General features: G+C 57.5%; 11 protein-coding genes and 2 pseudogenes. 1 reads left to right on the plus strand and 12 read right to left on the minus strand.

The features are described from left to right. Positions 1 to 94: 94 nt before the first annotated feature. Complete coding sequence (locus HNP33_RS14950) at positions 95 to 547, plus strand: type IV pilin protein (RefSeq protein ID WP_325064945.1); 453 nt, start codon at positions 95 to 97, stop codon at positions 545 to 547. Positions 548 to 1239: 692 nt separating this feature from the next. Here the strand turns inward: HNP33_RS14950 and HNP33_RS14955 are convergent. From HNP33_RS14955 to HNP33_RS15010, 12 genes and pseudogenes are all read right to left on the minus strand, one after another. Further along, positions 1240 to 4263, minus strand: a complete 3024-nt coding sequence (locus tag HNP33_RS14955) for a type I restriction endonuclease subunit R (protein ID WP_184709984.1) — start codon at positions 4261 to 4263, stop codon at positions 1240 to 1242. After that, positions 4260 to 4934, minus strand: a complete 675-nt coding sequence (locus HNP33_RS14960) for a retron system putative HNH endonuclease (protein ID WP_184709981.1) — start codon at positions 4932 to 4934, stop codon at positions 4260 to 4262. Before HNP33_RS14960 ends, HNP33_RS14955 begins: the two co-directional genes overlap by 4 nt. Beyond that, complete coding sequence (locus tag HNP33_RS14965) at positions 4931 to 6307, minus strand: AAA family ATPase (RefSeq protein WP_184709979.1); 1377 nt, start codon at positions 6305 to 6307, stop codon at positions 4931 to 4933. Before HNP33_RS14965 ends, HNP33_RS14960 begins: the two co-directional genes overlap by 4 nt. A 12-nt stretch (positions 6308 to 6319) precedes the next feature. Then, positions 6320 to 7579, minus strand: coding sequence for a restriction endonuclease subunit S (locus tag HNP33_RS14970; protein ID WP_221452090.1), 1260 nt, complete (start codon positions 7577 to 7579; stop codon positions 6320 to 6322). A gap of 71 nt (positions 7580 to 7650) precedes the next feature. After that, positions 7651 to 9903: a type I restriction-modification system subunit M gene (locus HNP33_RS21095; protein ID WP_184709975.1), complete on the minus strand. Its 2253-nt coding sequence runs from the start codon at positions 9901 to 9903 to the stop codon at positions 7651 to 7653. A 26-nt stretch (positions 9904 to 9929) separates the two neighbouring features. Then, complete coding sequence (locus HNP33_RS14980) at positions 9930 to 10922, minus strand: restriction endonuclease (protein WP_184709990.1); 993 nt, start codon at positions 10920 to 10922, stop codon at positions 9930 to 9932. Between the two features lie 26 nt (positions 10923 to 10948). Next, positions 10949 to 11272: a helix-turn-helix domain-containing protein gene (locus tag HNP33_RS14985; RefSeq protein ID WP_184709973.1), complete on the minus strand. Its 324-nt coding sequence runs from the start codon at positions 11270 to 11272 to the stop codon at positions 10949 to 10951. A 99-nt stretch (positions 11273 to 11371) separates the two neighbouring features. Beyond that, positions 11372 to 11593 (minus strand): DUF2274 domain-containing protein, encoded by a 222-nt coding sequence (locus HNP33_RS14990; RefSeq protein WP_184709971.1) that lies wholly within the window; start codon positions 11591 to 11593, stop codon positions 11372 to 11374. Beyond that, a pseudogene (locus tag HNP33_RS14995) lies at positions 11590 to 12019 on the minus strand (TrbI/VirB10 family protein); the annotation flags it as partial. The gene HNP33_RS14990 and the pseudogene HNP33_RS14995, both read right to left, overlap by 4 nt. Beyond that, positions 12016 to 12493: pseudogene (locus tag HNP33_RS15000) on the minus strand (tyrosine-type recombinase/integrase); the annotation flags it as partial. The pseudogenes HNP33_RS14995 and HNP33_RS15000, both read right to left, overlap by 4 nt. 452 nt (positions 12494 to 12945) lie before the next feature. After that, positions 12946 to 13245 carry a hypothetical protein gene (locus HNP33_RS15005; protein ID WP_184709969.1) on the minus strand — a complete coding sequence of 100 codons (300 nt, stop codon included), beginning with the start codon at positions 13243 to 13245 and terminating at the stop codon, positions 12946 to 12948. A 484-nt stretch (positions 13246 to 13729) separates the two neighbouring features. Then, entirely contained in the window at positions 13730 to 24919 is an 11190-nt protein-coding gene (locus tag HNP33_RS15010) for a PLxRFG domain-containing protein (RefSeq protein ID WP_184709967.1), read from the minus strand.

A 24919-nucleotide genomic window follows, 5' to 3' on the forward strand; every position in this document is an offset into this window, starting at 1 on the left:
CACCGAGCTGGGCACGCCCCAAACGGTGGCCGTGGCATAACTACGTCTGGGGTTTGGGGAGACTCAGTCTCAAACCGATTTATGCAACAAAGCCATGAAAATGCATAAAAAATATACGCTTTCTTGGCAACGCGGTTTTACGCTGATAGAGGTGATGATTGTGGTGGCCGTGGTTGCAATCCTGTCTGCGATCGCTCTACCAAGTTACCAGGAATACATTCGCCGAGGCCATCGGGCTGATGCGCGGGCGGGCTTGCTACAAGCAGCGCAATGGATGGAGCGAGCCGCAACAGCAGGGGGCAATTATCCGACCCAGCTGCCAAAATCCTTGCAATGGAAGCTTGCTGATGACACTTCGGATCCTCAGAAACGTTACAACATTGAGTTGGCATCGGGTAATACTGCGAGTGCCTTCACATTACGGGCTATCCCCAAAAGCCCTGGCCCCCAGGCAGGCGACAAGTGTGGCACTTATACGCTGACCAATACGGGTGTGCGCGATGTTACTGGCGCCAGCAGCGATGCTGCCAGCTGCTGGGGTAAATAGAGGCTTGGTTGCATCCCTCGATTTGAGATTGATCTATCCCCCAACCCCAGACGCAGCCATGCCAAGGCTACCGTCTGGGGTATTCCCAGTTCTGTGAATCGATAGAGGGTGCGGGCACAGATATTGAGCGCGGTCACCTACCGCTCGAATGTCCTTGGCCATCCCCTTCTCACCCCGCCTTTTGAAGCCATTCACGCGGCGCAAGGCCAGCGAGTTCACTGCACACAAGCAATTTGAGGCTCCACGATATCTGCATTTTGGGTACCGCAAGCCTAGCTTGCGGTGCCACATCTGCTTTCGGGAAGCCTCAATTTCTGTGCCGTAATCCGCACGTAATTTTCACCGGGATTACATGCTTCTTGCGGATCAACGTTGAGGCAACTTGATCGCGCAAGTCCATGTCCAGCAACAAAATTATGTACCGGATTGGCACCATTTGAGACAACGTGGAACCACCTTAATCACTCCCACTCCATCATCAACGGGACTCGTAAGCCCGCGTGATTAAAGGGATTTTTGATGATCGACTGAACCTTTACCGTCGCCTTTTACCGTCAAAAACACGCACCTTTTGCTGGCGCGGGTTATGGAACGATTTGAGGGGCGTCGACACTTTCGATTCTATTGTCAATCACCTCCTATCCTAACTTAGGAACCGGGTCCACCAAGCACATGCTCGCTCAACGGCACATCTAGCTCTGCGGTGCCCTATCCGAAAGACGAGCGTAAACTTGGCTACCCAACCACTTGGACACCAGCTCCCGCATCTCTGGCTTGCCCATGTAATCAGTGAACAGTTCTTCATTCAGCTCCATGCGCTCAACAAATAGTGACTCAAGGACCTGCCGAAATACGAGCTGGAACTTGTCTAGGGAGTTGACCTCTGCTGCCTTCTGCAGGGACTCGTTCTGGCTTGCGGCTTCAGTGATCTGATCGAAGAACAATTGATCTGCATCATTCAATTCGCCGCCGAAGCGCTGATTGATGATGTCGATCAGGCGTGACAGCGTAACGGGTTCCTCACGCACCATGCCTGAGCCCACCTCTCGTGGGCCGTCAAGCGGTTTGGCATAGCCCTCATTGAGGCTGATCGAGCCTTCGCTGATTTTCTGCAAACGGTAGTAATCGAGTTCAACTTCCTCGTCGAACCGATAGTCCGGTCCGCTCTTGCGCTTGGGCAGCTTCAGCGCGAGATGACGCAGATAGGTGAAGAGTTTTTCCAAATCACTGTCCTGATAGGGAATCACCTGGCTCAAGAAACCGTACAGATTACGAAAGGCCTGCAGCTTGCCGCGCCACAACTCCGCTTCATCCTCTTCGCTGTTCTGCAACTGCACAAAGCGCGCGACCGCTTGATCAAGAATCACATTCATCAGCCTGTGATCACCGGGGCTCTGGCGGCGCTTAGGCGCAAAGAACACATGCGCAAACTCGGCAATCTCGGTTTGCAGGTAAATGCCCGAGGCATCCAGCTCGGCCTTTACCTCGTAGAGCTTGTCCGGATCGACCTGCTCGCCCATTACCGAGCCGTCGTAGTACTGACGGAAGGCCTCCTGGATCTCGTCTGGCTCGTTGACGAAATCAAGCACGAAGGTATCGTCCTTGAGTGGGTGGGTTCGGTTCAAGCGCGACAAGGTCTGCACGGCTTGAATGCCCGCCAGCCGCTTATCCACGTACATGGTGTGCAACAACGGCTGGTCGAAGCCGGTCTGGTATTTCTCGGCCACCAGCAGCACGCGGAAATCCGGTTTGGCGAAGGTGTCAGGCAACTCCTTTTCCTTCAGGCCGCCATTCATCTCCACCTCTGTGTACGACCTCTCCGGAACCTTATTGTCTTCCACTGTGCCGGAAAACGCCACAAGGCTCTTTATCGGATATCCCTTTTCCTGGATGTAGCGATCGAACTCCAGCTTGTAGCGCACTGCCTCCAAACGCGAGCCGGTCACCACCATCGCCTTGGCATGCCCGCCAATCTTGTGCCGGGTGAACTGCTGGAAATGCTCGACCATTACCTCGATCTTCTGGCCGATGTTGTGCGGGTGCAGGCGCATGAAGCGGGCCAGCGCCTTGGCCGCCTTCTTGCGCTCGACGTTGGGGTCGTCTTCGGCCTTCTTAATCAGCTTGTAATAGGTCTTGTAGGTGACGTAGCTCTTCAGCACGTCCTCGATGAAACCCTCCTCAATCGCCTGGCGCATGGTGTAGCGGTGGCAGGGCTCGCCGTTGCGGCCAAAGATCGCCAGCGTCTTGTGTTTGGGCGTAGCTGTGAAGGCGAAGAAGCTCATGTTCGGCTGGTGGCCACGCTTGGCCATAGAGCGGAACAGTCGCCCGAGTTCGACTTCGCCTTCTTCCTCGGCCATTTCCTGGGCCTTACGGCGCAGTTCGGCACCACCCAACACGCCCTTGAGCTCGGTTGCCGTTTCGCCCGATTGCGAGCTGTGCGCCTCGTCGATAATCACTGCATACTTGCGCGTGGGCAGATGGCTTTTGCCGCCTTCCCCGCGCTCCTCGTTGAGCTTGGCCAGTTGCCCTGCTACGAACGGGAATTTCTGTAGCGTGCTGATGATGATGGGTACGCCGGCTTCGAGTGCTTCTGCAAGCTGACGCGAGTTCTCGTCGATCTTCTGCACCACACCCTGGCGGTGATCGAATTGGTAAATCGTGTTTTGCAACTGGCGGTCCAATACCACGCGGTCGGTGATGACCACCACGCTGTCAAACAGCCGTTCGTCGTCTTCATTATGCAGGCTGGACAGGCGGTGTGCCAACCACGCAATGGTGTTGCTCTTGCCACTACCGGCTGAATGCTCTATCAGATAGTTGTGTCCCGCACCTTCGCTTGCTGCAGCCGCCACCATCTGGCGTACCGCCTGCAACTGGTGGTAGCGCGGAAAGATCAGACTTTCCTTGCGCACTTTTTTACCGTCGTCCGTCGTCTTCTCTTCTATATTCAGGTGCAAAAAGCGGGCAAGTAGGTCGAGCAAGCTGTCGCGCTGTAGCACTTCTTCCCACAGGTAGGCCGTTTTGTAATTGCGGCCGTCATGGTCGGGCGGGTTGCCGGCACCGCCATCCATACCCAGGTTAAAGGGCAGAAAGTAGGTGGCAGAACCGGCCAAGCGCGTGGCCATGTGCACTTCTTCTGTATCCACTGCAAAATGCACCAGCGTGCGTTTGGTGAACACGAAGATGGGTTCACGCGGGTCGCGGTCGTGGCGGTACTGGTGAATAGCATTGGCTGCCGTCTGGCCGCTCAAGGGGTTCTTGAGTTCCAGTGTGACCACCGGGATGCCATTGACCGACAGCACCACATCCAGCGACTTTTCCGACTTGGGGCTGAAATGCAGTTGGCGGGTCAGTCCCAGCCGATTGGCCTTGTAGCGCGCTTCCAGCTCTGGGTTCAAGCCGTGGGCCGGGCGGAAGAACGCAATGCGCAAAGTCTTGCCGAAGCACTTGAAGCCGTGCCGCAGCGTGGCCAATACACCGTGTGTGTCCAGCCATTTGCACAGTGATTCCAGCACCCGCGCGCCGGTCTGCTCGCCGTGCAGCGCTTCCAGCTTGTCCCACACCTTGTCTTGGGTGGCACGGATGAAGGCCAGCGCCTCATCAGGGAAGATTGCGCGTTCGCGGTCGAAGCTTTTGGGATTGATCCGTGTGTATCCGTCGCCCAGCAAGACGGCTTCGATGGCGGTTTCGAATGCGGTTTCGCTGGTGCGTTTCATGCTCCTCCCTCTTTCTGCGCGATGTACTTTGGAAGCAACTGCTTGAGTACAAAGCAGAACTCTTGTAGCCGCTCGTTGTTGTCACGACATTCAATGTTAGCCAATACAGCTCTTGCCTCTTTGATCGACAACGGTCGAGTCCGAGTCCTTGATCCGAAACCGAAGAAACCATCGATTCTTGCTTTCCTCAACTGGCGCAGGGACTCTTCATCCAGTCCGAGCACCTTGATTGTTTCTGTCGCGCCTTCATGACCGTCAGGGCTGGGGTGTACATGTCCGCTCCAAACGAAGTGAAAACGCCGTTCGCAATCATCAGAAAGTGGCGAAACAAACCGCTGTTCATCCCACCAACTAGCCTTGACCGGCGCACCGTATCCGTGAGATTTGTCACCGCCATCTGTGGGAAAACAGGCAACAACGTTCCGATATTCAACGTCTTCCCATTCAGTGCATTCACACTGCGGTTTAATATGCTCGACATGGGATGAGCCACTGTCAATAGACCGCCCCGTATAAGCACATAGCCAGCCTTGCTCTTGGAGCAATTTGGACTTGAGGTCGTGATACGCCTTTGTTCCCAGTAGGTCCCGATACGCGTGATTGACTTCACGATTTTCGTCGCGCCACTCTGTGAGTTCCTGGGGTGGGTGTGTCTTTGCAATCCTTCTCATTCAGACCTCAGCAGCACGAATCGGTCTAACAGTGCGAGGGCTTCCTGCAAATCAGGAAAATCACCTATATCGGCGCGAAGTTTCTCCGCAAGGTTTCGCGCCTCGCCCAACCTGTCTTCATCAATGGCTTGATAAACTGCAGAAATGCGCTGCTCTGTCTCGTAATCACGAGCAGGAACGCCCATGATGTTCTGCAATATCCAACTGCTATCCATGCCGAAGGACTGAGATGCATTGGCCACGACGACTTTTCCTGACTCATCGTGGTGCAATAGCCGCAGCTTCTCAGGCTTAACCTGACCAATGACTTGTGGCGAATGGGTGGAGACAACGAACTGACATCGAGTGAAAGTGCTCTGAAGCAACCTTAGTACTCGACGTTGCCAGCTCGGATGCAGGTGCAGCTCGATCTCATCTATCAGAACCAGCGCCTCACCTTCGGCGATAGGGTTATTACTATCCGGGTTGGCGATGGCCAACCGCCGGGTGAGGTCAAAAACCAGCGCCAACAGGCCGCGCTCACCGTCCGAGAGTTGCTCAAGAAACAACGGCTGGCCACTCTTTGCCACGCTGAATCGTGGGGGTCGTACATCGTGAAGCGCGAGGTCGCGCACCTCTGGAAGGAAAGTCTTGATTGCCTGTTCGAGCTGCTGGAATAACCGCTCTTTCGTGGTGGACGCAAAGTCGGAAGCAACAACCCGGTACCAGTTGGCAAAATCGTTGAGCGATACTTCCAGTTGATTGAGCGCTTTGTCATATGCAGTCGCTGCATCAAGTTTTTTTGGCTTGGGCAGCGCGGGTGGCAGTCGGGACAGGAAACGTGACGTTGTATAGAACACCGCAAGTGGCTGTTGACGACGTTCCTTAAGGAAGGCAATCAGTTCATCTACATCAGTTGCTGCATCGTCGGGCAAAATGCGGACAGCAGAGATGTCCGAGGCTTGATCAAGCTGAATTTCAATCAGCCTGACTTCATCGTTGATTTCCTGCTCTTCTTTCGAGCCCTTCTTTGTCTCGCGTGTGGCAAAGCGCAACTCGTCTCGACGCTTTGTCAGAGTCTCTACTTTGTCAGCAGCCAGAGGTGCCGCGTGGGTCAAGTCGGTAGTGATTTTCGCCATATCTAGGTCAAGCGTGACTGACATGGATAGACCAGGTTTGCCCGATTGGACGTCTGTATCGCTCAAGCCTAGCGCAGATTCTCTGGAAACAGTGAACTTGGGCAGCCCCAGCGACAGCGCACTTGTCAGAGCCTTCAACACGCCCGACTTGCCGACTCCATTCACGCCGGCAATTACCGTCACGTCATCGGCAAAGTTGAGGTCGAGTTGATCGAAACCCCGAAAGTTAGCGAGTGTGATTTTCTTCAGTCTCATCCGCTCATTTCCTCACAATGGGATCTGACCCGTAACAGCGGCGGTGATCAGCGCGGCGCGACGTTCTGAAAGAAGGCGCAAGGAGTCCCGCAGTTCACCCCGGACTATCTCAAGCCGCGAGTGCCTATCTGCCAGAAATTTTTGTATCGCGAGTTGCTCGTTGATCGGCGGCAATGGAACCGGAACCTCCTTGATGTTTGACCCAGAAATGGATGCCAGATTGGTCGAACGCTTGGCGCGGCTTTCAAAGTAGCGCTTTGCCTGGAGTGTCGATGTCCAAAGCGCCAGCCAATCGGAATCAACTGAATGAGGCCGCACAGAAAAAACGTGGTTCTGATGGAGGCAAGGTGCTATTTCGTCTCGCCAAACGCAACCTCTGCCAAGCTTGTCGATGTCACCTCCCTCGTTCATCAGCACATCGCCATATGCCAGAAGGTTTGACGCGGCCTCTGATACGGGTACCTCAACCGTCGACACGTCGTCTAGCTTGAGGTATCCATCCTGGACGTTTGCGACGCGTAGATACGGGTACTCCAGTAATTCCCCAGAATACTGCTTGCCCAGCGTCAAACCACCTCGCACATCAGCAAGCTGCTTTAGACGCTGCAGCCCCCAATGCACCGGAATTTCGCCCAGCCATTCTTGGCCGGAGGGTTTGAGTGGGACATTGGAGTCGAGACCGCGAGTGACGATGCGACTAATGAGGGCGGTGCGCTTTTCTTCAAGCAGCGCCAGCATGCGTTCCTTCTCGGCAATCAACCCGTCGACGCGGGCGGTTTCGCGGTCGAGATAGTTGGCAATTGTCCTTTGCTCTTGTATGGGTGGAAAGGCAACTTTGATGTTGAAGTAAGCTTCAGCATCGAGATTCTGGATTCCAGTGGTTTGTTTGATCGCCGGAAAGTTTAACCGCGCGGAGTAAAGCGATGAATGAACATAGCTCCAATACTGCGGCAGCATTCCATCTTGAAGTCGGATGCGAGCAACGAAATTTGAGCAAACTGCCTCGAAGGCATGACCAAAGTGAACTACGCACCCAACCAACTGATTGTCGCCACCACCGGATTTTTCGATAAGCAAATCGCCTTCCTGTAAAACTCGTTGTTCACGAGAGCTCATTGCAACCGAACGAATAGTGGTTGGCTCGTTGGCAACTGACCGGCGTATGCGATCAAAATCTGCGACTCGAATACAGATGATGTCGTTCTCGCCATCGGGTTCATCGCCCCAGATACCGTTATGTATTCCGGATATTGACCACTTCAGGCGCTTCAAGGGCCAATGCGGTGGCGGTGTTGCTCGCCAACGCTGACTCGCATTTTCAGGCTGAAACAACGGGCAGGCAGTCACTCCGTCACCTCCCGCAACAACTCCAGAATCCGCTGCTCCACGCCAGCCAGCTCCGCATCAATCTCATGCAGCGGGCGCGGTGGCTGGTATTGGAAAAATACGCGATTGAAGTTGATTTCGTAGCCCACCTTGCCGATGCCGCCATCCTGCTCGTCCAGCGTTTCGCGGTCGATCCAGGCATCGGCCACGTAGGGTCGCACTTCACGCAGGAAGTAGCTGACGATGTCTTCTTTCAGCGGGATGTTCTCGGCGTCTTTCAGCGCCGGGTCGGGCTCGTACTCAACGAAGCCTTTCTTGCCATCGCGATGCAGGCCGAGCAGGACATATAGGCCCTGCGTGGTGAGGTCGGTGGGCAGGGTTTGGCCCGGAAAGTAACGGGCATCCTCCAAAGGGTCTGCCTTGTGATGCTTAGCGATCACCGGCGTGGCATCAGGGTCCACGGTGGCAAAGCAGTCGCGGAAGATTTTTTTCTGCGCAGTGCCCTTGGCGCCCTTGGCCCAGCCTTCGACGTCGTCGGGCAGGATTTTGAACACTTGGTGCACAGTGGCCCAGGCCTGGTTCCAGTCCAACAACGGTTCGGTGCCAAGTTCGTCCTGCACCGCTTGCAGGGCGTCGAACAGCTCGGGGCAGGTATTGAGGAAACGTTCGCGGGCCTCCTCGGTGATCTGGAAGCGCAGGCGCAGCGGACGCAGCACGGTGATGCGGCGGTAACCGAAGTCGGTGTCATTGAACACGCGGCTGGTGGTTCGCTCAATCCACTTCTGACCCTCTAGCGCCTCATCCTTTGGTCTATTCGATGACCATTCCTGCGGCTTCTCGTCCTTGTCCAACCGGACCCAGCTAGTAATGTCCGAACACTTACCGTGTTCGCAGGTAACGGCGTCGAGCGCGGCTTGGTCCAGGTAGCGGCGCTTGTCACCCAGACTGCGCTTCATCGGCGTGTAACGTTCGCGGGCGTCAATGAGCTGGATCTTGCCCTTGCGGTGCGCAGCCTTGCGGTTGGTGACCACCCAAATGAAGGTGCCGATGCCGGTGTTGTAGAACATCTGCTCGGGCAGGGCGACGATGGCTTCGAGCATGTCGTGTTCGATGATCCAGCGGCGGATCTCGCTTTCGCCGCTGCCGGCGCCCCCGGTGAACAAGGGGGAGCCGTTAAAGACGATGGCGGCCCGCGAGCCCGGCAAATCCTTGTTACCCGGTTGGTAGTCGGCAAACTTGCTGATCATGTGCAGCAGGAAGAGCAGCGCACCATCGTTGATCCGGGGGAGTTTGCCTCGGTATATCTTCCCGTTCGGCCCTTGGCCACGGAAACTGGGCCAGCGGTCGATGACCTTCTTCTCCGCCTTCCAGTCCACGCCAAAAGGCGGGTTAGCAAGCAGGTAGTCGAACCAGTGCATGTCCTCAAAGCGGTCATCGATCAGGGTATTGCCTAGCTCGACGCGACTATCCTTCTGGCCCTTGATGAGCAGGTCGGATGCGGCAACAGCATAGGAGCGCGGGTTGTAGTCCTGTCCGTACACCTTGACTGTGGCCTGATCGTTATGGGCGCGAATCCAGTTCTGCGCTTCGGCCAGCATGCCGCCGGTACCGCATGCGGGGTCGCAGATGGTAACGATGACACCGGACTGAGTGAGCACGCTGGTGTCGGGCTCCAGCAGCAGGTTGACCATGAGCTGGATGACTTCACGTGGGGTGAAGTGGTCACCAGCAGTTTCATTTGCGGCCTCGTTGAAGCGCCGGATCAGGTCTTCGAACACCAGTCCCATGGTGATGTTGTCCACCCGCTTGGGGTGCAGGTCGATCTCGGCGAATTGGGACACCACCTGGTAAAGACGGTTGGACTCTTCGAGCTTCTCGATCTCCTTGTCGAACTCGAAGCGCTCGAAGATCTTGCGGACGTTCTCTGAGAAACCGTCGATGTAGTCAGACAAGTGACGGCCGATGTTATCGGGGTCGCCCTTGAGCTTTTGAAAGTCAAGCGGGCTGTGGTTGTGAAAACCCAGCGGGGTTCCTTCCTCATCCTTGGCCAGGTTGTTGAGGATGGCGTCGATGTTCGGGATGTTCTTCGCCCTGAGCGGCTCGTAGCGCTTGAGCACGGCCTCCTTACTCGGCGCCAGCACGGCATCGAAGCGACGCAGCACCGTGAGCGGCAGCATGACGCGCTCGTACTGCGGCGGACGATAGGGGCCACGCAGCAGGTCGGCTACCGACCAGATGAAATTGGCGAGTTGCTGAAAGTTAACGCTCATTGTTATTGAACCATCTTCTTTTTTGGTTAGGCCGGCCAGTACAGCCGCTTCAACGGCACGATCCGTTTGGTTTCAGCATCGGTCCCGTCGTAGTGCTCAATCAGAGCCCGCACTACGTGGTCCAGCGTCCACATCGCCAACGGAATGGAGGCGCGGTCAGCTTCGTACAGGGCGTCCTTGCTGAAACCGCCCGTGCTGACATACAGCCCGCGGTCATCCTTGTGGCGGCCGCCGAGGAAGCTGCGGATTTCCTGACTACCCATCTGCCCCTTGCGATGCTTGACCTCTACGACGATGCGCGGATGTTCGAAGCCGAAGCCGTCTGGCGAGGCCACGATGTCCTTTCCGCGGTCGGAGCCGGGCGGAGAGACCTGGGTCTTGTAGCCCATGGCGCGCAGGATGCCGGCGACTAACTGCTGCATGTCATCCCACTCCAGTTCGTTGACCCGATCCTTGATGCGTTCCAGCGCCTGAGACTCAATGTCGGCCAGTGGATCGGCGATGACCTCCTCGGCTTCCTCTTCCACTGCCGGCGCGGGTTTGCCCTTCAGTGCGGCCAGCACTTCGGCTGCCGCGCTGGACGGTACCTCGAAGAGGGTCAGGGTCGAACCCAGACTGTTCTTGCTGCTCGCGCCCAAGTTGTCGCGTAGCAGTTCCTGCGCTTGCCACTGCACCTTGCGCGCCAGGGGCATGCCTTGCTCGGCCCACTCGGGGTGGTGCTCGGCTGATCCAGTGACATTGCCGATTGAGTACAGGCGATTGGCGGGTGAATAGGTGATGACCCAATCGCCCTCCTGAATGTCGTTGACGAAGCGCCAGACTTGGGATGCCCCCGAAACCACCGTGCCTTGTTTTGCAAGGGGCTCGGCGGACTGGTACAGGGCAATCAACTGCTTGCGCCCAACACCGGGCTTGGCATGGGCTGCCAACTGGTTCCAGCCCACGGCAGCCACGCTGCGTTCCCGAAAAGCGTCGTACAGGCTGCCGCCTTCGCCGCGCACCATCCACATTCTGGCCATCGTGTTCCCTCTCATGTTTATACCCATCAATCCAACACGACCATGAACTCAGTCGCCAGTGCAGTCGGTTGGACATCCCGGACATTGCGCTGCAACGAAACCAGACCGTAATCCGCCATCAGACGCAAGGTACGGGACAAATTCGGGACCTTTCGACCACTGAGCTCCGCCAATTCTGTTAGTGACTTCGGCTGCTTCTCGTGGATTAGGCGCAGCAAGCGCCGGTTGTCATCTGAGAGCACGGCAGCAAGCGACGCCAACGAATTGAACCAAATCTGCGGCGTTTCGGCCCTTGGTCGCTGAGGATGCGCGCCATCTGGTCGTTGAATGCCGACGATGCACCGTTTCATGATGAGCCCCAGAGTCCCGAGATATGCTTCCAAGCCATTGTATCAGTGTGTGATAATCATCGTCGACTTCAAGTCCCCCTACCCTGCCCTAGCCAGGCTTCACTTGCTCGGCAGTCTTCTGAATCCTCGATCACCCGCCATGACCGCATCCAGCATGTAAGGAATCAGTGTCGTGGCATCGACCGCTTCGCCATACGCCTGCGCGTGTAACGTGGCGTAGCGGTCGAGGTCGGCTTTCAGGCTGACCGGGCACGCGAAGGTTAGTTCCGTGGATTCGAGTTTGGGGAGCGGCCCAAGCCGCAGCTTTTTCGCTGTGTTCATCGCATGGCCCCTCGGTTGAAGAACATTGGCTGGTAAGGACGAAGCTGTAAATCGCGGTTCACGATCACCCGGACCGGCAAGCCCTGCCGCGCCGTAAGCGTCGGCTGCACGTTCATGTTGCGCCGGGTCATCTCCTGCCCGACCTGATTGATGCTGTCCTGCGCACCGTCGCGTCCAGCGATCACGATGCGATTGCCATCCTGTCGATTCTCTGGCGCTGCCAGTTCCGCGCCGACCCCAAAACAAGGTGGTCAGGGCCGCGACGGCCAGGATGCGGCCCCAATGCCGATCCACCCCATCCTCCAGCCCGGCATAGCCCGCCGGGTCAGTGCCCACTAGGTTGTCCAGCGTCAGCGAAGACGTATCCGGCAGGATGATGCGGTTCCACACCATCTGCACCCGGCTCTGCCCGAAGCTCACCTGGCTGGCGCCCCGCGCTCCTTGACCTTGTTGCACAAGATCCGAAGGTCTTCGGCCTGAATTTCGGTCAGCAGGCGATTCTGGAAGACCGGCAGGATGTCCCGGTCGATGATGTGCATGCGCGCGGCGCGGGTGCTGTCGGCCCACCTCGTATGGGCGAGATACGTCTCCATCGCCGCGCCGAAGGTTTTGATGGCGCGAACCCGGAGCTTGTCGCGTTGTTTTTCCAGCGCGGGCGAGATGCCCTGGAGAACGGCTTTGCGCGCCTCCAGGAGCAGTTCGCGCGCCATTGCCAGCGAAATACCACCTGGCCCCGTAGCGGCCGATGGTCAAGGTCTCGCGGCGTCCGTTGAGGCGGTAGTCGTAGCGGAAGGTGACGGTATTTGCGGGCGATACCGTCACGCACATCCCATCCCGGTCAGAAACCTTATAAGTCAATGACTTAGGCTTCAGATTGCGCAGCGCTGTGTCGGTCAGCATCGTGGTTTTCTCCTGTTTTTTTGACGGCTTTTACCGTCAGGGACCAGGAGACCCGCTGATGCCCGGAAAGCCGCATGAAACAAGCTTTCCCGAGAAGGCTTTTACCGTCAAAGACGGTAAAAGTCTCAATAGTGAACGAGAGTGTCTTAATTCCGCATCAATTCTTACCGTCAGCGCTACCGTCAACCGTTTTTGCTGGCCGGCGATAGCCACCGATAGATACCGAGACAAATTTCCTTATAAATCAACATGTTACTGCAATTCTATCGATAGCTGGCGATAGTCCTTGAAGGACCTAAAGTCACTCCCACTCCAATATATACAGAGTATTTAAGCCATTGATTAATAATGATTTTCACATCAACAAATAATCAATAGCCATCACACTAACCATCAGAGAATAGTGCTGTAACTTGCTCTACTTTGCTATTTATGTCGTGGCTGCATGATGGTTAAGCCGCGATCCGTATATCGAAGCGAGTCTCTTCGTTCATCTTCCGCGCACCTAGGGCCAACTGGGTTGCCTTGATGTACGCCTTGTGGAACGACTCAGCCTTGCTCTGCATGTCCTTCGACAGAACAATCCCGTCGTCACCCATGGCCGTCATGTAGGCCTTGTAGCTCAGACTCATCGCCTCCGGTGTGCGGAACTCGCCTTGCAAGACTTTGAAAAACTTCTGCTCGATCTCCTGCTTGGCCTGGTCGGTCATCTTGGCAGGCGCATCCCGAAGCATGACAGTGACGTTTGACATAGTGACTCCTTGGTTGATGGAGTTCGCAGTGTAGCGAAACACTGTATGCATGTACAGTGTCTTGTGCACTTCGCGCCATAGACAATTCTGTAACTTCAATTAACAATAGCGGGATGAAAGCAGCATTCTTGATTTTGGCCTCTGCAGTGACCTTGACCGCCTGCGGCTCGTGGAAACACCCCCAGTACACGGGCGAGGCTGGCCGCGCTCAATTCGAGCGGGACAAGCATGAATGTCAGCAAAGTGCACGGGCTGGAACAAAGAACAACCAGCAGGCGCAAGAAAGTACCCGTCCCACCATGTACAGCGTTCACAGTCAAGATATGGGCGGCGGATACTCCTCCGTGACTGTGACGCCACAAAGCAATGGTTCCGCGCCATCCGTGAGTAAGTACGACAGCGGAGCACAGAACACAGCCGCCTTTGCGTCCCGTGACGCATGCCTGCGTGCACGGGGCTGGAGCTTCTCTACTGGCGGTTGACCCTACTCCTCCGCCCCTGCCATCGAGTTGACGGCCTGAGCCCGCATCGTCTTGGGCACCGACTTGAGCACCCGCATATCCTTATCCAGCGTGGCATTCTTGATCCGGCTGCGGATCGTGGTCGGCTTGATGACGATTGGCGTATCTGGATAGCGGTCGTTCCAGGCGTCACGCTGGGCCACTGCCGCGGCCAGTGCCTTGTCATCCTGGTCAATGATTGCCTGGGTCATGCTTCCAGTGATCTGGTTCTGACGCTTGCGCAGCAGCGCGGCGTCCTGCATGAGCGGCATCGTTGACCGGGTTTTCTCAGCGTTGGCGGTTGGGTTGAAGCCGAGCGCCTTGATGGCACCAGCGGAGGCAGGCAAGTCCATCACCTTGCGCCCGCGCGCGTCAGTGTTGTAGCCCTTGCGCATGATCTCCGCCCCGGCAATTGCGTTGCGCACGGCAGTCGGCGCCAGGTTGGCCGCAGCCTTGCCGACATTGCCCTCATCGAGCGCCCCCACGGCATCGGCCGCCTGTGTCACCAGCGAGAAGATCGGCCCAAGCACCTCAGTTGCTTCGCGGCTCTTGATGGTTTCATTGGACGGCTTGAGCACACCGGTGCCAGGAATGAGATTGCCCAGTCCCAGCCGACCGGAGAAGTCAAGCGGCAAGTGAGCGGATACACCGTACAGCGCCAGGTCACCAAAGGTTTTGCCCAGCGTTGCATATGCCCAATCACGCTTGGCGCGCTTCATGTTGGTGTTCAACCCGAACATCTGCCCGACAGTATCAATCAAGTCATCCAGATCATGAGCGAACGGAAGCCCCTCCTCCCCCGAGGCCAGCACCAGAACCGCCAGCATGGTCAGCGCAGCGCGTTTCCCCGCCGGGCCAGCGTGAAACATGCGATTCAGCAACTCGATGTAGGTCAGGCTGTACTGCTTGAATGTAAACAGCAGGCGGCCGGTAGTGGATCGTGCCCAATTGGGGCGGCTGACCTTGTTGTAAATGCCTTGGGTCTGGTTGACCGCACGCACGGCAAAGGCATATGGGTCTTTCTGACCCTGCTCTACAGCCATGTTCCAGGCAGCGATAAACGACAGGCGACGGTTGAATCCCTCGGCCGCCGCGAACATCGAGCCCCACAGGGTAAAGAATGCTTGCGCACGGGCGCGTGCACCCTCCCCGCTGCTTTGCACCTTGTCGGCCAGGCCCGGCACCTTTGCTGCTGCGCTCACCAGCTTGGCAGACAGGCCGCGCGTGCCTGCGCTGTAGAGGTGGAAAATCTCTTGCGCATCGACAATCCCCTCTTGGCCTGCCCGCTTGAGCGCAGCCTTCAAGCCCTCATCAGCCATTTGCTTCTTGCCCAGTGCATAGGGCAAAGCCTTTGCCAAGTGGGGCAGCGGGTTGCCGAACTGGGTCAAATATGGCGCGGTCATCATCACCGGCTGGGTCATATTCACCAGGGCCGAGGCCACATTCCCACCCAGGAACCAGGCGAAAGCCAAGCTGCTGGCCATGGCTCCGCCGTCTTTGTTCTCACCCATGAACTGGCGCAGCGCTACTGCCTCGTCCTTGACATCACCCTTTGCCTGTGGGATGTAGCGGATGGCATTGTTAATGTCGCGGTTGTAGTAACGCTGGCTCGCCAGGCGGGCGTTACTCGTGATAAAGCTCGACAGCATGCGCGGCAGATCGGTAGAGAACCCTGGTGTTCCCTTGCGCTCAAGGCGGCGCTTCAATGCGCTGCGCTCGGACAAGGCGGCCTCATAGTATTTTTGCGTCACGGTATCGAAGCCAACCACATCGGCAAAAAGCGCTATCGTTTCAGGAGTTACACCGCGCAGCAGCTCGTGTGACTTCTTGGAATCATGGCCGTGCTCAACCAGGTAGCCGTTCTTGTATTTGTTGCGCGCCGCGCGCAATGCTGCATTTGCCTCGGCCTGCGTTTCAAACTTCTGGAAAAGTACCGTCTGACGATCTCCGTTTTCGTCATACAAAACCGATCCATCGTCATCCAGGGCAGTGACTGTCACCGTGTAGTCGCCAAAACGCATCAGCGGAACATACCCGGCGTTTGCCAAGTTCTGCGCGTGGCTGAATATCTGCGCGGCCTTGGTGCGCGACTCTTGCATACGAGTGAGCTGGGCTCCGATGCTGGCCGCTATATCAGGATCGCGCTGCGCTACCGCTTCCATCGCTTTGGTAGTGGTCGCAATCTGCTTGTCGAATTCCCCCAGCACATAGGACTGTGCGCCCATTGGGTTGTTCATGATCTCGCGGCGGGCATCTGCCGGCAGATAAGTTGCCGCCAAGGCGTAGACCTCTGCGGAAGCCACTTCCATCAAGCTTGCGTCGATTGCTGCGCGCGCTTGCTGATACGCGGCCACGGCCGCATCATCCGCGCCGAATTTCTCGCGCAATTCCTGTTCCGAGAAAACCTTGCCATCAAGCACATGCTCTCCGGCCAGCGTTCCAGCGAACAGGGCCTTGGATGCCCTGCCAAGGGGTGACAGATCTCCCTGCCCCACAACCAGCTGCTTGAATGCGTGCACAACACCGTCCACCTTTGGCAACACCATTGGGGCCAACTCCGACGGACGAATAGCGGCCATGGAGACTGCCGACTGCTGGGCATTCAATAGACCGAACACCTTGCCAAAGTGTTTATCCTTCAAGGCCTTGGCGTACTGGGTGGACAGCGTTTTGTCGTACCAATTAAAGGTTTTGAAACGTGTTGGCTGGGCAATTGCCTCTATGGCCTTGTCGGCAGCGGACTCTGCAGCATCCTTTGCGGGTTGGTCTTGACGGTTTAATTTCGCCTCGCCTTCCCCCGCAAACTTCACCCCGTTGTCAGCAAAAACATTCCGGAGTACACTACCCATAATTCCCCCGCCTGGTCCGGTCGGTGTGTCCTCATTGGACTTTAGCGCCCCGGTCTTGAAGCCAGCGCGGGGGATTTCCTTTTTGGGAACAATTTCATGGGTGTACAGGCGTGCACCGTTCTCATCCTTGCGGACCATCACGGTTTGCACCATATCTGCATCTCCAAGCTTCACCGGTGCCGCAACGTGGTACACCATGGCGTCGTCGTGCGCCCCGCGCATTGCCTCAGCATGAATGACCATGCCGTGGCGCAGCACATCCGGAACCGAAGCGAACGCAATTGACTTGTTGCGACCGATGCCGTGGGCGATAGTCGTACTCACCGCCTGCTTGTCCAGCGAGATCTGGCCGATTGCCGGGTTGTGCACCAGGGCGTTGCCAGTTGCGGCATACCACTGCGGCACCTTGTCGGTAAGTGGTACGCCATCGCGGGCAAATTCGTTGCCACTCAAGGTGGCGACTGCCGGACCATCAAGGAATTCGCGCGCCTTGACGCGGCGCGTATCAAAATCCAGCTCGATACCTGCATGCTTTTGCAGCCGAACCTGGCTCAGGTTGTACTCGGCCATCACCTCCCCGGCGATCTGCATCACCTTCTTGAAGTCGCTCAGGTACTTCTCGGTGCGTGGGGTGTACCCCACGGCCACAAGAACCCGGCGCACCAGGCGGGCGAGGGCATTCTGAACCTGCACCAGGAGCTGCTTATTGGACTTGCCAACTGCGCGCCAGAAGTCTTTATTCATGAAGCCATCGGAGAACACTTCTCCAATGAACTCTTCCTTGGTTGCGTCTTTGCTCATTTCATCAGGCGCAACCTTGCTGCCCACGAATTCCTCTTTGTAGGCTTTCTCCTCGATGTACGGGCTAATAGCGTCCACCAGCTTCTTGTACAGGCCTGGAGCTTTATCCCGCAATTCGTGGGCAAACTCGTGGCCCAGCACCGCCAGCGCCGGCCGGTCGGTGTTGCGCGTGATGAAGGTAGTGCCCTTGTAGTAGGCGCCGTTGAAGTCAGCGTCCGGTACATCCACGCGCACGAGCTTTGAACCAAGCGCACCAGCAATCGCCGCCAGGTCAGCATCGTCTTGCTCGGTGGCCTGTACATTCAGGCCCAATTGCTTGCCAAGCGCATCTGCGGCTTCCTGGTCTTTGCGGTTTAGCTTGGGCGCAGGCACTTCGTCGGATAGGTGCTCTTGGCGGATAAACCATTTGCCGCCCTTGTTCCATGTATATGGATCGGCCTCTTGAGCTTGCTCTTTAGTCAAGCCTGACCGCCACACCCCGTACAGCGTCTTGCCTCGCTTGGTGACATAGGCCTCGATGGGCTCAGCTCCGCGCCAGGTCTTTGCAACCGCCGCAGCCGTTCCCTTCTTTGTCTCAGCCAGCGCCTTTGCCTGCTGAGCAATAGGTGCCACTTCTTTTGCCCGAGTTGGCAAACCAATGTCTTCCAAGCGGTCGAAGAAGTCACTAATGTTCTCGGTGCCTGACAGGTCGATCCGAAGTGCGGCACCGTATCCGGCGCGCTTGTCGGCGTCGGATTGCTTTTCCAGGACCAGTACGCGGGTCGCTACCGAAGTACCGGCGCGCTCGAACGCCACTTGAGGCAAAGTTACATCGGCCATCAGCATGGCGTCGGGATTGTTGCTCTGCCCTTTTTCATTGACGCCATACAGCCAAGCGTCCAAGCGCTTATCGGCCGCCGGGCCGGTGGGGATCAAAGCAACCAAGCGACCACCATCCCGTAGGTGCCCCCATGCCTTATCAACATGATCCATGGCCGTCTTGCCGCCAACACCGAAAGGCGGGTTCATCACAATGGCGTCGTACTTGTTGGACTTGGCCAGATCTTCAAACGTGCCATCTACAACGCGGTCTTCGGCTGGGTTGATGTTCAATGCCAGTCGTGCGCGTAGCGTGCTCGACGGTTCCACCACCGTGCGCTTGACTGCATCAGGGAACCAACGCGCGATAGCACCGTGGCCTGCACTTGGCTCTATGGCGTCTTCGCCAGGGCGCATATCCGCCCACTGGACCATCTTCAACCCCAGCGGCTCAGGGGTAGCGAAATAGTCTTTCCCCTCTTGAGCTTTGGTCTTGGCAGTCTTCTTCTGCGTACCAAAGTAGTAAGCCTTGGCGCGATCCCATTCCGTCAGCGCGCTATTGATCTGCCGGTCGCGGACCTTGCCGCCCTTGCCCTCGCCTTCGTGCCCTGGCTCGTAGTAGTCGCTTTCCTCGAATGCCTGAATGAACGCGTCCTTGAGTGCACGCGCCTCCTCCCCCAGACTCAAGTTTTCTGCAGCACTGGCGCGGCCAGCGATAGTGCCTGCAAACGTGTGCTTCTCCCAGCTCGTGCCGGTGTTGAAGTACCGAATGATCGCGTCCGATTTCTGCCCAGTGCGATAGATCCGGCCTTCCTGCTGGATAGCCATGGTGGGGGCCGACGGCTGGCCCAGATTCACCAGAGCGCGCTGATACTTACCAGTGGTGTCGTGCCCACTCCAGCCGGCGTTCTTCGCAGACTGGACCAGGAGCACCGCTGGCAGCTCCGCATCGTTGTTGAACTTCTTGTAGCGCTCCAGCATGGCCTTGGCTTTTTCATCACCATTGATAGCCATCACTTGGTCACCAAACGCCTTTTTGTAGGCCTCAATGGGCGAAAGCATGTTTTCCAGGCCGGAGCTCAGCAGATCCTTGAACTCGCCACGGAATTCCGAGACCGCGCCGGCCAGGGCCGCGCGCTGGTCTGCGGTCATGCCTTCATAGTCGCTATGCTCGTTTGCGGTCACGTTGAAGGGGTTGAAGCCGCCGCCCTTCTTGTAATCATGGAACACCACCACCTTCCGGCCCAACTCCAATTGCTTTTTCACGTATGGAATTGAGTGCTCAGACTTGATAGCTTCCAGCAAGTACCGACGTGAGAGGTAGTCGAATGATCCGCGAATGAGCTTTTCGAGGGCGTGATATGCCTTCTGGTCCTTGCCCTCCGCCCTGCTTTGCTCATCGATCCACTGGAAAACAGCATCGATGCGATTGCCCAGGTCGGAATCAATGAGCACAAAGCGGCGGTCGTAGTCCGCATCAACATCCAGAACACGCGAAGACAGTACGCCCTCGCGCTTGAGCCAGCTATTGAAATTGCGCTGCATGAGGCCGCTATCTACACCCGCCTCCGGCGCCGTCAGCTTGTTGTAGCGCATGCGATAGCCGAAGTGCTGCATCATGAACTGTTGGCGGCCATCGCCAGAGTTATAGGCACCGCCCTCCGCCTGCGGATACTCAAACAAGTAGCCGTTAGCCCAATCTACGGTCTTTTCGTAGGCAAATGGAGTAGCAGACAGGAATAGCGCACGCGGACGCTTTTCGCCCTGGTTGCCAAGGACGAATTCCTTTTCCCGCTCATAGAGCGCGCGCAGCTCTTTGTTCAGGTCATCGATCTTTTCCTGCAACCTGGTGACAGTTGCAGGCTTGTCGCCAGCTTCTTCGGCCGCCTTGCGCTCATCACTCAGGCGGCGCACCTCTTCCAGCTTGTCTGCATTCTTTGCGTAGTGGCGGGTCCAAACGCCGTCGGGGTGCAGCGTCAGGGCCCGCACCATCTTGAGCGCGTCCGTCTCCTTGGCGTCTTCGGACTGCATCAGCTTATGAGCCTCGTCAGCAACAATCAGATCCCACGAACGTCTTGCCAACTGATTGTTCTGGCCCACGTTTGCATAGGTGGTTACTACCACCCCGTGCCCTGCGTCCTTTGTGTCAGCCAGCGCAGTGATACTGAGATCCAGCTTCTTACCAGAGTCGATCCAATCGCTCAGCACCTTGTCGTCAGGAACAACCACCAGGATATTGTTCTTACCCTGACGCGCCTTGCGAGCGATTACGCCCAGGCCGGTAAACGTCTTGCCAGTACCCGTGCCATTGGTGAAAAGCATCCCGTAGCCATCGGGATTGTCAAAGCGAGTTTCAGCCTTGACAACATCCTCCTGTTGCCCGGGTAGCAAAGACGGCAGTGTTGCGCGGACATTCTCAATGCCGCGCGCAATCGGAGTCTTTAGTGAATCGCGCTGGCCTGCGCGGGCCTTAGCTGCTTCAAGGCCTGCAGTAGCAGTTGCTCTAACTGTCGTTGTTGGGATGGACTCAGGCGGTACTCGTCCGACGCCAACATCACCGCCTCGTTCACGGAAGTCACTTCCGGTAGCGATGCCCGCAAGTTCAGATACCCCGTCTCCTGTATGAACGCGCTGATCGCCTCGTTCTCCATCAGCAGTGGCGCGGTCAGCCGGAATGCCAGAATCACCTTGTTGTCCTGGCTGTGCTTCTCCGCGAACCCGTCCACCTTCGCCTCGATCAACTTGTCCATCTCGTCCGGCTCGGCGCTCATCACCTCCCGCCAGAACGGATCCAGCGGCTGGCTTCGTGCTATCTGATTCCAGATCGGTGCGGGGACTTGCTGCATTGTCGTGTGCCTCTGTAGGTGTATCTTGAAGTTTAGCCAATTCCCCGCGTACTGTCTCAGAAGAATCCATGCCGTCCACTGGCAAGTTACTATCTTCCATCATGTCGCGGGCGCCGTTGTACCAGCTTCGCAGGTACGGGCGAATCTTGCTGATAGGGGTTTCCAGATCGCGCGCAATAGCCTCAGCAAAGTCCGCGAACTTACGTGCGCCGGCCTCGATGTGAAACACGGCCAGCTCCGTGCCGATAGCCAGCATCTCCGGGTCGATTCCGGAATTCAATTGACCAAGCTTCTTTTTCAGGCGCTCGCGCAGTTCTGCCGCGCGGTCGGCCGTCACCAGCTTGTTTGCGGCGCCGTAGGTTTTTTCGGATTCCGGCGCGGCTGCCGCTTTGCCGCCATTGGCGCTCGGTGAATCCTTCACGGCCTGTAGCGCCTGCTCCACCGGCGCGTCGAGAACAATAGCCTTGACCGGCTTGCCCTCCTCCGCCGCAGCCACGGCTTGATGATGACCGTCAATAATGTGTCCATCGCTGGACACAATCACTGCCCGGTCACCCTTCGCGGTTTTAGCCTTCTCCACCTTCTCTGTCGAATACTCGGCCTGAGTGGGTTTGAGTGCACCTGCGTTCACCATTTGAGTTTCGTGCTCGATGCCCTTGGCGTTAAGGTGCTTGACCAAGGCGCCGTGTGATTGCGCTGGGACTTGCGGCATTTCAGCGCGTGGCACGCCCATGGTGCCAGTTTCTGCAGGGAATGCCTTCATCCCCTCTTGAATCTTCGCGGTACTGGCCACTTCCGCCTCGGTGCGATCCGCCGTCTGCAAAGCATCCTTCACCAGGTCAAGGCGGCGCTGCGTCAGCTTCTTGCCGGGTGTGGCCGCAACCTTTTCCGCTTCTGCCTGCGTGATTCCAGATCCAGATTGCATGAGGATGGATGCGCGCGCATCTTGATCCATGGCATCCCAGCGCGCCCGAGGGGTGGCTTTATCTCCGTCGATTTCGACAGAATTAGGTCGCGTCACTTTCTGTTCTGGCACAGTGGCAGGGCTCACAGGCTGCGCTGGCTCACCGGCAGCCGTGCCATTGATCTCCTCTTCGGAGAATCCAAGGGAGCGCATCGCATCGGCCTGGCTCACATTGCTTTTGCCAGATAGCGGATCGGGAATGTCCAATTCGGCGTTTGCGTCTGTAGCTGCAGGCGCTTCTTGTTCCTGCCGAGTTGCCCAGTCGTAGGCCGCGCGGTCTTCGGCCTCACTGGCGTTGTAAGCGGCTTCCGGAGCTGCCTGCTCTGCTACCTCAGCCGGAGCATCTTGAACGGCCGCATCCACCGGCGCCGCCTGTTGATTCAGTCCATAGAATGCCGCCAAGCGGTCTGCATCACCTCGATACTGCTCCAGCGCGCGCAACTCTGCCTGCTCTGCAGCGGTCAATTGTTGCGCGCCATCCTCAACATAGTTGCCGTCGGAGTCTTGTACCACCTCGCCGTCGCGCTTGGAGCGCAAAGTCTGGTAGCGCGCTGCCGCTAGGCCAAGCACTTCGTCAGCGGCTTGTGCGCCGGTTTGCGCGGCTTCGGGCACAGATTGCTCAACCGGTGCGGCAGGCGTCAAGAGCTCTTCTGCCGCCACGCCCCCGGCCGCTGTTGCCTCCAATACTGGCTCAATACGTCCATCACCGGTGGGGGTTGCCTCCACCGGTGCAGTGTTTTCGGCCTGCTCGCGCTCAGGCTTACCGACTTTTGCCCAAGCATTCATCGCCCGGTCCTTGGCAACCAGGGCTTCCGCCTCCATGATTCGCTCAGAAGGTCCCTTTTCATTCAGGAACGAGGCCACCTTGCCTACGCCACTGGTGCCACCGGCCATAATGCCGCCCTGCATGAGCGTCTGGACAATGGTATCGGCCACCTGGCCCAGGTAGTCATTGAAGGTTGCGCCCTTGTTCAGGCCCATCTGCGTGAACTTGTCCGTAGCGAATTGTCCGGTGGTAGTCAGCACCTCGCCGGGGACTTCCTTGGACAATGCGTGAAACAGAAGGCCTGCGATCTGGTCAGACGGCATGCCCTTGGCAGCGCCGCGCAGCGCATCCAACTGATGGCCCAATCCAAAGCGCTCGCCAATGACTTCAAATGCCGCAAACAGCGCAGCGCGCTTTGTTGCGTCCGCCACGCTCAGGCTCTTTTCGCGCCCTTCTGCATATTCCTGTCCAAAGCTTTGGGCTGCAATGCCGCCGAGCACCAGCGCCTGGCCGCCCTTGAGCGCCGCGCCCCCCATCAGCAGGGGCAACTGCTGTCCAATGGAATTGATGGCGCCCTCAAGGTTGCGCGTCATCATGTCGCCCCGCTCACCGATGGCAGCAGTTTTCTGCCCAATCAGCTTGTTATTGGCACTGGCAAAATCTTTGGCCAGCTCATCCGCACCACCCACCTCTGCAGCAAACTGCGACAGGCCCAGGGCAGTCTGCCCAATGCCGAGAGCGGCTTTTGCCACGCCGCGCGCTACGGCGTTGTTTACACCGTTGCCTGATTGGTTGGGGTTGAACAGCTTGGCAGTTTCAAAGTCAAAATCACTGTTGCCCACTGTAGGGTTGGCCATCAGTTCCTTGCCTGCTGGCAAGCTTTTGCGCGCCGCGTCCTTGCCCATAGTTTCGGCAAACGCCGCCTGCTCCCCGGCCAGCATCAGTCGCTGGCGACGGGCCTCCGCGCGCGTATCCAAAGGCGCGGGCGCCAATGTATCCATGCCCCGGGCGGAATCGGCTGCCCCCATTTGCTCCGCGCGCTGGCGTGCAACCTGGCCTTGCCAAGTGTCTTGTGCCTCCAAAGCTTTGCGCTGCTCGGGAGTTGCTGCATCCCAGGCGCCCTGCACAGCCTGGCGCATCTCTGGGCGCAACGGGATGCCAGAGGCGTCATTCTTCAAGACCGGAGCATTTGCCTTTATGTTCTCGCGGGTGAGAACTGAACCAGCCTGCCCTGCCTGGTCGTTGTTGAACTCGCCCATGCGGTCAATCTTGTTGCGCCCACGGCCAGCTCGGAGATTGACGCCAAAGGCGGCTTGCCCAGCTTGAGGATCTGTGGCCGGGGTATCCGTTGCGCGCGATGCGCCGGCGGCCGCTGGCGCCCCTCCAAGGAATTCAGCCCGAAGTGTGTCAGCATCGCCACCGGCGCGGGGCTTAATGAATGTGTCGAAGTACGCCTCTTTCGCGCTGCGCTGCTGCTCGGCGGACATCTCTGCAAACTCTGGTTTCGAGGCAAGCTCTGCCCATGCGGGCACCTCTTGCGCAGCGGTGGGGGCTGGCTTGAGCTTGGCAAGCGAAGCAGAAGCCATCCCCGCGGCGGCCACCCCTTTACGGATGTAGTCGGGATCCTCGGCGTAGCCGCCCTGCTTGAGCGCAGTGAAGTAACTCCCAGCGTCCTTTGAGCCGATGACATTGCGGTAACGGCCTTTGCCAAGCAATCCGGCAAAGTCATCTGCAAAAGCGTCGCCATTCTCGTAAGCGCGGTACTTGTCCACGCTTCCCGTCATGTTGTCTTTGGCAGACACACCACGCCCGGAGAAGTCCTTGATATTTCCCAGGTTGTTGGTTCCTGGAATAACGGACTTTCCCCAGCCAGTCTCAAGACCCCACTGCCCAATGATCGCATCCACAGGTGCGCCGGTTTTCTCAGAAACGCGCTGAGCCATTGGCAGTACTTGACCAACAAAATCGTCCACGCTCTTGGACGGTTTCACGCTTGCGCTCGAAAGCCCTACGGGAGAGGTGTACTCAGGAATAGTGGGTGCGGCCGCTTGCTGCACCTCATTGGAAAAGTCAGCGAGCGCTTTGGCATCGCTGAGGCTTGCGGCCAGATTGTTGATGTTGAGTTCAGAATTCTGGCCGTTTTGCTGCAT

The organism is Comamonas odontotermitis (assembly GCF_014207855.1).
In the GTDB taxonomy this organism is placed as follows: Bacteria; Pseudomonadota; Gammaproteobacteria; order Burkholderiales; family Burkholderiaceae_C; genus Comamonas; species Comamonas odontotermitis_A.

Excerpts from the sequence above, each read along its gene's own strand:
- HNP33_RS14990 (WP_184709971.1), bottom strand. The coding sequence starts at position 11,593 with ATGAACACAGCGAAAAAGCTGCGGCTTGGGCCGCTCCCCAAACTCGAA.
- HNP33_RS21095 (WP_184709975.1), bottom strand. The coding sequence starts at position 9,903 with ATGAGCGTTAACTTTCAGCAACTCGCCAATTTCATCTGGTCGGTAGCC.
- HNP33_RS14980 (WP_184709990.1), bottom strand. The coding sequence starts at position 10,922 with ATGGCCAGAATGTGGATGGTGCGCGGCGAAGGCGGCAGCCTGTACGAC.
- HNP33_RS14960 (WP_184709981.1), bottom strand. The coding sequence starts at position 4,934 with ATGAGAAGGATTGCAAAGACACACCCACCCCAGGAACTCACAGAGTGG.
- HNP33_RS14985 (WP_184709973.1), bottom strand. The coding sequence starts at position 11,272 with ATGAAACGGTGCATCGTCGGCATTCAACGACCAGATGGCGCGCATCCT.
- HNP33_RS14950 (WP_325064945.1), top strand. The coding sequence starts at position 95 with ATGAAAATGCATAAAAAATATACGCTTTCTTGGCAACGCGGTTTTACG.
- HNP33_RS14955 (WP_184709984.1), bottom strand. The coding sequence starts at position 4,263 with ATGAAACGCACCAGCGAAACCGCATTCGAAACCGCCATCGAAGCCGTC.
- HNP33_RS15010 (WP_184709967.1), bottom strand. The coding sequence starts at position 24,919 with ATGCAGCAAAACGGCCAGAATTCTGAACTCAACATCAACAATCTGGCC.
- HNP33_RS15005 (WP_184709969.1), bottom strand. The coding sequence starts at position 13,245 with ATGTCAAACGTCACTGTCATGCTTCGGGATGCGCCTGCCAAGATGACC.
- HNP33_RS14965 (WP_184709979.1), bottom strand. The coding sequence starts at position 6,307 with ATGAGACTGAAGAAAATCACACTCGCTAACTTTCGGGGTTTCGATCAA.